A 10407-nucleotide genomic window follows, 5' to 3' on the forward strand; every position below is an offset into this window, starting at 1 on the left:
TGTTTCAGCGTCGAAGAAGTGACCTTTAGCAACGTTGAAAGTAAGGTTAACTTTTTCACCAGGATTATGGAAGTCACGCGCATCAACACGGGCAGCAAATTCAGTTTCTCCAAGTTTTAGGTAAAGCATTGTTTCTGCACCGAGAAGCTCTGAAACGACTACTTCAGCATCAACATTGGCATCTGGATATACTTCTTGAACGATTGGACGACTAGAAACGTCTTCAGGACGGATACCGAAGATAACTTCCTTACCTTGGTAACCTGTTTCCCTTAAGATTTTAGCTTGACCCTCAGAGATTGCAATATCCAAACCTTCAGAGTTAGTGATACGGTTGCCATCAACTTTGACATTGAAGAAGTTCATAGCAGGACTTCCGATGAATCCGGCAACAAATTTATTGGCTGGCTCATTATAAAGTTCTTGAGGCGTACCAATTTGTTCGATACGACCGATAGTACCAGAACCATCAGGGTTTTTAGTAGAACTCATGATAACAATACGGTCAGCAAGAGTCATGGCTTCTGTTTGGTCGTGGGTAACGTAGATAGTTGTTGCACCAATATTACGAGTAATTTTAGCAATTTCAGCACGCATGGTCACACGAAGTTTAGCGTCCAAGTTTGAGAGAGGCTCGTCCATGAGGAAGACTTTAGCATCACGGACGATAGCACGTCCCATAGCTACACGTTGACGTTGACCACCAGAAAGGTCTGCAGGCTTACGATCTAAGAACTCAGTCAAACCAAGGCTAGCCGCAGCTTCACGCACACGTTTGTCGATATCGTCTTTTTTATATTTACGAAGTTTAAGACCAAAGGCCATATTTTCATAAACAGTCATGTGAGGGTAAAGTGCGTAGTTTTGGAATACCATGGCAATGTCACGATCTTTTGGTGATTTGTCATTAACTACCTCACCATCAATAGAAAGTGTTCCTTCTGTGATTTCCTCGAGACCAGCAACCATACGGAGAGTTGTTGATTTACCACATCCTGAAGGACCTACGAAAACGATGAATTCCTTGTCTTTGATGTCGATACTGAAATCTTCGACAGAGTAGTGAGTTGCATTTGGGTATTTTTTATAAATTTTATCCAGTTTAAGAGTTGTCATATCATTTATCCTTTATTATTTAACTGATCCGCCGGTTACACCTTCAACATAGTATTTCTGCATGAAGATAAAGAGAAGGGTGATTGGGATGGCGATGATAATAGCACCTGCGGTAAATGGAAGGAACCATTCATTGATAGCGTCTTGGTTAAGCATTTGATAGAGTCCAAGGGCAACTGTATATTTATCTTTAACGTCACCAAGGATAACAGATGCAAAGATGAAGTCTACCCAAGGTCCCATGAAGGCCATGAGGGCAGTGTAGACGATGATTGGTTTAGAAAGTGGCAAGGTAATCTTAGTGAAGATTTGAAGACGAGTTGCCCCATCAATCATTGCTGATTCATCTAATGAGTAAGGAATGGTATCAAAGAAACCTTTCGCAATGTAGAAACCAAGAGCTGCCCCAGCAGAATAAACCAAAACCAAAGATGTCAACGTTTGTGTCAAATTGAGGGCCTTCAAAATATAGTAGACCGCAATCATTGACATGAAACCAGGGAACATATTAAGTACAAGCGCCAATTTTAAGAAGCCGTTTCTGTGCTTAAATTTAATGCGGCTAAGTGAGTAGGCCATCCCAACGGTAATCAAAGTTGAGAGGATACATGTACATGTAGCAACGATGAAAGTATTGATAAACCATTTTCCAAAAGGATAAGCATCGCTGGTGAATAGTTTGATGTAGTTATTAAAAGTGTATGTCTTAGGGAAGAAGTATGGTACGGCATTAGCTCCTTCACCACGGAAACTTGTAAGGAAGATCCAAATAATCGGAATCAACCAGATAACAGTTAGAACTGTCAATAGAATATAAGTACCAGTTAGATAAAGATTTTTCTTACGTTTCATTATTTAGCAGCCCCTTCCTTGAATGAAGATGATCTTGTGTAGGCCAAGAGACTGAATGTTGCAGAGATGGCAAAAATCAAGATACCGATAACAGATGCCAAGTTGTAGTCTTTAGCGCTAACAGTTAGTTTGTAGAGCCAAGTTACCAAGAGGTCAGTTGAACCTGCTTGATAGTATTCAGAGTTAGTAGGTCCACCACCAGTAAGGAAGTAGATAACGTTGAAGTTATTGATATTACCGATGAATTGTTGAATCAAAGATGGTGCCATAATCAAGAGAATTTGTGGGAAAGTGATACTCTTGAAAATTTGGAATTTACTTGCCCCATCAATTTCAGCTGCTTCAATTTGCTCAGTTGGCAAGTTCATGATGATACCAGTTGCGACCAACATTGTAAATGGAATACCAATCCACATATTAACAAAGATAATAGAGAACTTAGCCCACAATGGGTCAGTCAAGAATGGAATAGGTCCATTAGTGAGATGCAAGGTTTGAAGCAAACCATTCAAAGGACCATGGTCATTAAGGAAGTTACGCATCAAAAGTAGTGATACAAATTGAGGAACGGCGATAGTGATAACGAATAGAGTACGCCATACTTTCTTGAATTTAAGCCCCTTAGTATTAAGCAAGAGGGCAAGGACAATACCGAAGAAGAAAGTAGTTGCTGTTGCGGCAACTGCCCAAATCAAGGTCCAAGTCAAAAGTGGGAAGAAAGTACCAGCCATACGACCTTGTAAAACTTCACCAAAACTTGCAAAGCCAACCCAATCGAAGAGTGATTTAGGGGCTGGGTGATTGTGGTCAAAGTTAGTAAAGGCCAAACAGACCATATAGATCAAAGGCAAGATTGTGAATAGCAGAACCCCAATCAAAGGGACAGTCATAAGCCCCATGTGGAAGCGACCGTCAGCCAAGGTCTTGAAGTCTTCGATAAAGTTCGGCACCTTGCGACCCGATTGTTTAAGAGCCATGAGATGGCGAGCACTCTTAAGGTTACACCAGTAAATATAAACGAAGACTGCACAGAAGATTAATGACGCAAGTCCAAAAATCAACAATAGCATAGAGTTGTCTCCAGCAACCTGAACAGTAAGTTTAACACCATTAACTTCCTTAACAGCCTCACCCTGTTCTTGAGTCCCCAAGCTAATCATCCCTTGAAGTGCAGGAATAATTTGTATAACGAATGCCGCTAAAAAGGCAATCTCAGAAAGGAGGAAGAGCAATCCCTTGGTAAACTGTTTGTTGACCAAGTTTGCCAATCCCATTACCAGAAAGGATAATTTGACATCCCATGTACCTTCTTTGAAGACCTGGCGCATAGGAGTTGTGTCGTAGATTGTTTGTGACATAGATATCTCCTCAGATAAATGTGTGATTAGTGATGGTTTCTATTTTGTCTACAAATAAGTGAGAAAGAGGCTAGGAACTTGACCTGCCTCTTTACCTCCTCATTTGTTAGGTTTCTTATTTAGCCGCTGCCAAATCTTTATCAAATTGTTGTAATTTAGTAAGGAATTGGTCTTCCTTGATTTTACCGTTATAAGCGTCACTCATAAGAGCAGCACTTTCAGTCCAGAAGACTGACATTTGACTAAGTTTAGGCATAACAGTTGTGTATTGCTCAGATGAACCCATAGTAATTACAGCTTGTGCAAGTGCATCATTTTTAACTGCTTCAGAAGCTTGAACTTCTTTATTAGCAGGGATGATGTGACGATCTTCATTAGTGAATTGGTTATTTTGACTGTCTTTGCTTGTCAAAGCTTGTGCCAATTGGTAAGAAGCAGCGATACGTTTAGCATTACCTTTAGAAGGTGTTTGGTTTACAGCGTAAAGTTTTACACCCATGAAGGCTTTTTGTTGAACATCTTGGCCACCGATATTAACTGTTGGATACACGGCAACACCAAGCTTGTCTTTGCCAACAGCTTTAGCAGCAGCTGCGTAATCCCATGGTCCTGATTGGAATGCATCAACTGAACCATCTTCGAATTTAGCCATCATATTAGCTGAATCAACATTGACAAATCCTTTGTTGTCTTTTTGAGCTGCGATGAATTTAAGAACATTCACACCAGCCTCGTTACCCCAGTTAGTACCTTTCGCATCTTCACCGTTAGGACCAAAGAGAGTGTCACCAACTGAAAGGAAGAGAGGACCAGTTCCGTAAGCATTAACTTCTTTCAGGTTGCTACCAAATTTAGCTTTAGAAGTGATTGTTTCATACGATTTCACATCTTCTTCATTAAGCTTAGATTTGTTGTAGTAAGTAACTTGTGTTTCGATACCATATGGGAAGGCGTAGGTTTTACCTTTGTATTGAGCACCTTTGGCAGCTTGCTCAGTATCTTGCTCAGTAATTTCTTTTGAGTATTTCTCAGGAATCTCTTGGATAGCTCCAGCGTCCACCAATTTACCGAGTTGGTCATGTGGAAGTGAGAAGACATCTGCAGCAGTAGATGCATCTTTAGTCAAGTTTTCTTGAGCGTTTGGGTCTTCCATTTCTACCATATCAACTTTGTAACCAGATTTCTTTTCAAACTCTGCTACTGTATTTGAATAAGACTTCTTGGCACCAGTTGGAACCCAAAGTTTCAAAGTCTTGCTATCTGAACTTGAGCTTTTGCTTGAGTTTGAGCTACACGCTACCAAGAGCGAACCAGCTACAAGAAGTCCAGCACTACCAAGTAATACTTTTTGCCATTTTTTCATTTCTATGTCCTCCAGAAATATATTTTACGGTATATATTATGCAACCGTTTCCAACATCTGTCAAGTGTTTTCTAAAAAAATTAAACTTTTTTTGCAAACGATTGCAAGAGCTGTTTATTTTAGTTATAATAATTCTTGTATTTTACGAATATAAAGAAATATTTATAAAAATGAGAGGAAAATAATGGCTACAATTAAAGATGTTGCTAAGAGGGCTGGTGTCAGCCCATCAACAGTAAGCAGGACCTTAAAGGATAACCAGGCCATATCAGAAGAAACCAAAGTTAAAGTAAGAGCGGCTATGGATGAATTAGGTTATGTACCAAACTCAGCAGCACAAATGTTGGCGACAGGCTTAACACATAGTTTAGGTGTTGTTCTTCCTCCCTTAACAGACCGTGAAAAAATTAGTCAACCATTCTATATGGAGATTCTAACAGCAATTAATGAAGAAGCTAGTTGCCATTCTCAGGTCATTAGTATTGCTACGGGTGCCACACTTGAAGAATTAGTTAAACAGGTCGAGCTTATGCATCGTCAAAAACGAGCTGATGGCTTTATCATTCTCTATTCAGAAAAAAAGATCCAGTTAAAGACTACTTATTAAAAGAAAAAGTTCCTTTCGTAGTTGTTGGAGCAGCAGTTGATAATAATAATAAAGTAACCTATATTGATAATGATAATAAAGAACTTGGACAAGAAGCTGTTAGTTATTTAAGAACTAAAGGTCACCAAAAGGTTGGTTTTGTAACAGATGATCTTTTTGGTCAAGTAGGTCAAGAACGTTATCAAGGATATATTGAAGCGACTAACGAATTTAATTTAGAAGCTTATCCAGAACTTGTTTTTTCATCTAGAGTCATTGATTCATTGACAGAGAGTTTGCAATCTTATCAACTGACCGCCTTAATTGTTAAAGATGACTTGATTGCCCTACGGCTTATACACTGGCTAAATAATCAGGGAATCAGAATTCCCGAAGATTACGCCGTTATTTCTTTCAATAATTCGACTTTTGCTGAAATCATGCATCCTTTCCTAACTACCTATGACATTAATATTAAAGAACTGGGTAAGGAAAGCGTCCGAAGGCTATTGGATCTTCTTAAAAATCCTCATACTAAGGCACAGAAAATAACAATTCCATTTAAACTCATTGAAAGAGAAAGTGTCTCAACGAGATAAAAAAGGTTTAAATATTTACTTTTGGTTGGTAACTTAAGTTACCAACCATTTTTTATTACCTAGACAATTATTTTTCAGAAAATCCAGAGCGCAATTAAGTTAGTAGAAGAACTCACTAAATGAAAACGTTTATTTCACGAACGTTGATTTAAAGAGAAATAAAAAGTTTATATTTTTTTTGCTAAAAATTCTTGACTTGTGCAACCGTTTGCATTATAATCGTTAGTGTAAAAAATAATTTGAGGTAAACTTTATGAACAAACGAGCAAGCGGTGTTTTGATGCACATCACATCACTTCCAGGTGACTACGGGATCGGATCTTTCGGTCAAGCAGCCTACGACTTTGTTGATTTCTTGAAAGAAACAAAGCAAACATACTGGCAAATTTTGCCATTGACTACTACAAGTTATGGGGATTCACCTTACCAATCATTCTCAGCAGTAGCGGGAAACACACACTTCATCGATTTGGATTTCCTTATCCGTGACGGTTTCTTGACTGAAGCAGATGTTGAGGGTGTTGACTTTGGTTCAAATCCAGAGTTTATCGACTATGCTAAAGTTTACGAAGCTCGTCGTCCAATCCTTGAAAAAGCTGTAAAAGCAATCTTGGCTGACAAAAAAGAAGCTAAGAAGTTTGAAGCTTTCAAATCTGAAAATGTTAACTGGTTAGCAGATTATGCTGACTTCATGGCTATCAAAGAACACTTTGATAACAAAGCCCTTCAAGATTGGGATGACAAAAAAGCGGTTAAACGCGATGAGGCAACTCTTGAAAAACTTCGCAAAGAACTTGTTGATGTCATCACTTACCACCAAGTAGTACAATACCTCTTCTTTAGTCAATGGGCAGAGCTTAAAGCCTATGCTAACAAAAATGGTATTCAAATCATTGGTGACATGCCAATCTACATTTCAGCTGATAGTGTTGAAGTTTGGACTCAACCACACCTCTTCAAACTAGATGCCGAATGTAAACCACGTTACATTGCCGGCGTTCCACCAGATAACTTCTCAGCTACTGGTCAGCTTTGGGGTAACCCAATCTACGCTTGGGATAAACACAAAGCAGAAAACTATGCTTGGTGGGTCTTCCGTATTCAAGAATCATTCAAACTCTATGATTACTTGCGTATCGACCACTTCAAAGGTTTCTCTGATTTCTGGGAAATCCCTGGTGGAGATGAAACTGCTGAAAATGGTAAATGGGTTCCAGGACCTGGTTATGACCTCTTCAAAGTGGTTAAAGAAGAGTTGGGTGATCTTAAGATTATTGCCGAAGACCTTGGTAATATTGATGATAAGACACGTAAACTTCTTGCAGACTGTGGTTACCCAGGAATGAAGATTGTTCAGTTTGGTTTCTATGATACCACTGGAAACAGCATTGATATTCCACACGTATACACACACCACTCAGTGGCTTACACTGGTACACATGATAACGAAGTAATCAACGGTTGGTACGACAACTTGACACAAGAGCAACGTGATTACACTGATGCTTATATCAACCGTCGTCAAGGTGAACCAATCACACGTGCCCTTCTTCGCACACTCTTCGCAACAGTAAGTAACACAGCTATTGCGACTATGCAAGATATTCTTGATAAACCTGAAAATAGTCGTACAAACTTCCCTAACACAGTTGGAGAAAACTGGAAATGGCGTATGCTTCCAGGTGAAATCACCGTTGATAAGAAAGAATTTTTAACTGATATTACAGAAAGATATAATCGAGGAAATAAATAAAATGTCTACATTTACAAATTACGTTGAAGCGAAAAATAAAAATCTTAAAGAACTTTCAAACGAAGAAATCTACTACCTTTTGTTAGAATTTGTAAAAGAAGCAGCTGCCCCAAAACCTAAAAACGATAGCAAACGTAAAGTTTACTACATCTCAGCTGAGTTCTTGATTGGTAAACTTTTGTCTAATAACTTGATTAACTTGGGCATCTATAAAGATGTGAAAGCTGAATTAGCTGCTGCCGGAAAATCAATCAGTGAAATCGAAGATGTTGAACCAGAACCATCTCTTGGTAACGGTGGTTTGGGACGTTTGGCTTCATGTTTCATAGATTCTATGTCAACACTTGGCATTAACGGTGAAGGTGTTGGTCTTAACTACCACTGTGGTCTTTTCAAACAAGTCTTCAAAGATAACAAACAATATGCTGAACCAAACTACTGGATTGAAGATCAATCATGGTTGGTACCAACTGATATCTCTTATGATGTTCCATTCAAAAACTTCACATTGAAATCACGTTTGGACCGTTTGGATATCTTGGGTTACAAGAAAGAAACTAAGAACTACCTTAACCTCTTCGATATCAATGGCTTGGACTATGGCTTAATTGAAAAAGGAATCACTTTTGATCAAGACGAAATCCAAAAAAACTTGACACTTTTCCTTTACCCAGATGATTCAACTCGTAAAGGTGAGCTCTTGCGTATCTACCAACAATACTTCATGGTATCAAACGCTGCTCAACTTTTGATTGACGAAGCTATCGAACGTGGTTCTAACCTTCACGATCTTCCAGATTACGCTTACGTACAAATAAACGATACTCACCCATCAATGGTTATCCCTGAATTGATCCGTCTTTTAACAGAAAAACATGGATTTGAATTTGATGAAGCAGTATCAATCGTGAGCAAAATGGTGGGTTACACAAACCACACTATCTTGGCTGAAGCCCTTGAAAAATGGCCTCTTGATTACCTTGAAGAAGTTGTTCCACACCTTGTTGTTATCATCAAGAAATTGGACGCTATCGTTCGTGAAAAATTTGAAGATCCACGTGTTCAAATCATTGACGAACACAACCGTGTTCACATGGCACACATGGACATCCACTTCTCTACAAGCGTTAACGGTGTAGCAGCACTTCACACAGAAATCCTTAAAGCTTCTGAGTTGAAACCATTCTACGACCTTTACCCAGAACGCTTCAACAACAAAACAAACGGTATTACATTCCGTCGTTGGTTGGAATTCTCAAACCAAGAACTTGCTGACTACATCAAAGAATTGATTGGTGATGGTTATCTTACTGACGCAACTCAATTGGAAAAATTGGCTGCCTTTGCAGATGATCCAGCAGTTCACAAACGTTTGTCTCAAATCAAATATGATAACAAATTGGCTCTTAAACGTTATCTTAAAGCCAATAAAGGTATTGACCTTGACGAAAATTCAATCATCGATACACAAATCAAACGTTTCCACGAATACAAACGTCAACAAATGAACGCTTTGTATGTCATCCACAAATACTTGGAAATCAAAAAAGGAAATCTTCCAAAACGTAAAATCACAATCATCTTTGGTGGTAAAGCAGCTCCTGCCTACGTTATTGCTCAAGACATCATTCACTTGATCTTGTCACTTTCTGAACTCATTAATAATGATCCAGAAGTAAGCAAATACCTCAACGTCCACTTGGTTGAGAACTACAACGTAACAGTTGCTGAACACCTTATCCCAGCGACAGATATTTCAGAACAAATCTCATTGGCTTCTAAAGAAGCTTCAGGTACAGGTAACATGAAATTCATGCTTAATGGTGCCCTTACACTTGGTACAATGGACGGTGCCAACGTAGAGATTGCTGAATTGGTAGGACCAGAAAACATCTTCACATTTGGTAAAGACTCTGATACAATCATCGACCTTTATGAAAAAGCTGGCTATGTATCACGTGATTACTATGAAAAAGATGCAAACATCAAAGCAGCTGTTGACTTTATCGTAAGCGAAGACCTTGTTAAACTTGGTGATAAAGAACGCTTGGAACGTCTCCACAATGAACTTATCTCTAAAGACTGGTTCATGACATTGATTGACTTGGCTGAATACATCGAGAAAAAAGAGGAAGTCTATGCAGCTTACGAAGATCAAGAAGCATGGAACAAAAAAGTTGTTTATAACATCGCTGAAGCAGGATTCTTCTCATCTGACCGTACAATCGAACAGTATGACAAAGACATCTGGCACACAAAATAATATTCTAGTTGCATAGAAGGAAAGCAAGATCAGAAATGGTCTTGTTTTTTTACGATAAATTGGCTCTTTGTCAACTGTAGTGGGTGACGAAAAGCTAACATCTAGAGAGGACCTGATAGGTCTTCTCTTTTTTATGTTCAGAGTGATGAAAACACGCTTCCTAAAGTTAATAAAGTTTCTAAAACCGAAGCCCAGACGTTTGATGTCTTTGATAAGCTTATTGGTCCCCTCCAATTTTGCATTTGAGTAATGTGTTTCTAGTGCGTTTTTGATGTATGGTTTATGTCTAAGGAAGGTCCTAAAGACAGTTTTGAAGTAATAATTGACCTTGCTTATATTCTCCTCTATGAGCTCAAAAAACTCATCTACCCTCTTCTCTTGAAAGTGAAACAGCAAGAGCTGATAGAGGTTATAATAATTAGCGAATTCTTCTGAAAAGTCTAGTGTCTTCCTAACGACTTCATGTGGACTTAAGGTTTGACCAAAGGTCTTCGAGTGAAATGATTTGCAAGATAAC

6 protein-coding genes and 2 pseudogenes are annotated in these 10407 nt (G+C 38.7%); 3 read left to right on the forward strand and 5 right to left on the reverse strand.

The window, feature by feature from the left end:
• The 4 genes from HMPREF9425_RS04625 to HMPREF9425_RS04640 all read right to left on the reverse strand — a co-directional run.
• Positions 1-1116: ABC transporter ATP-binding protein (locus tag HMPREF9425_RS04625; RefSeq protein ID WP_003097156.1), on the reverse strand; the 1116-nt coding region annotated here is incomplete at its 3' end.
• Positions 1117-1131: 15 nt separating this feature from the next.
• Positions 1132-1968: a sugar ABC transporter permease gene (locus HMPREF9425_RS04630; RefSeq protein WP_003092671.1), complete on the reverse strand. Its 837-nt coding sequence runs from the start codon at positions 1966-1968 to the stop codon at positions 1132-1134.
• Positions 1968-3326, reverse strand: coding sequence for a carbohydrate ABC transporter permease (locus HMPREF9425_RS04635; RefSeq protein ID WP_003092970.1), 1359 nt, complete (start codon positions 3324-3326; stop codon positions 1968-1970). Before HMPREF9425_RS04635 ends, HMPREF9425_RS04630 begins: the two co-directional genes overlap by 1 nt.
• 115 nt (positions 3327-3441) lie before the next feature.
• Positions 3442-4689, reverse strand: coding sequence for an extracellular solute-binding protein (locus HMPREF9425_RS04640; protein ID WP_003092892.1), 1248 nt, complete (start codon positions 4687-4689; stop codon positions 3442-3444).
• A gap of 184 nt (positions 4690-4873) precedes the next feature.
• Here HMPREF9425_RS04640 and HMPREF9425_RS04645 point away from each other — a divergent pair.
• The 3 genes and pseudogenes from HMPREF9425_RS04645 to glgP all read left to right on the forward strand — a co-directional run bounded on the left by HMPREF9425_RS04645 (position 4874) and on the right by glgP (position 9890).
• Positions 4874-5874: pseudogene (locus HMPREF9425_RS04645) on the forward strand (LacI family DNA-binding transcriptional regulator).
• 253 nt (positions 5875-6127) lie between these two features.
• Positions 6128-7627, forward strand: coding sequence for a 4-alpha-glucanotransferase (gene malQ, locus HMPREF9425_RS04650; protein ID WP_003097163.1), 1500 nt, complete (start codon positions 6128-6130; stop codon positions 7625-7627).
• 1 nt (position 7628) lies between these two features.
• Entirely contained in the window at positions 7629-9890 is a 2262-nt protein-coding gene (gene glgP, locus HMPREF9425_RS04655; protein ID WP_003097164.1) for a glycogen/starch/alpha-glucan family phosphorylase, read from the forward strand.
• 101 nt (positions 9891-9991) lie between these two features.
• Here the strand turns inward: glgP and HMPREF9425_RS09400 are convergent.
• A pseudogene (locus HMPREF9425_RS09400) lies at positions 9992-10407 on the reverse strand (transposase); the annotation flags it as partial.

The sequence above is a fragment of the Streptococcus vestibularis ATCC 49124 genome, assembly GCF_000188295.1.
Lineage (GTDB): Bacteria > Bacillota > Bacilli > Lactobacillales > Streptococcaceae > Streptococcus > Streptococcus vestibularis.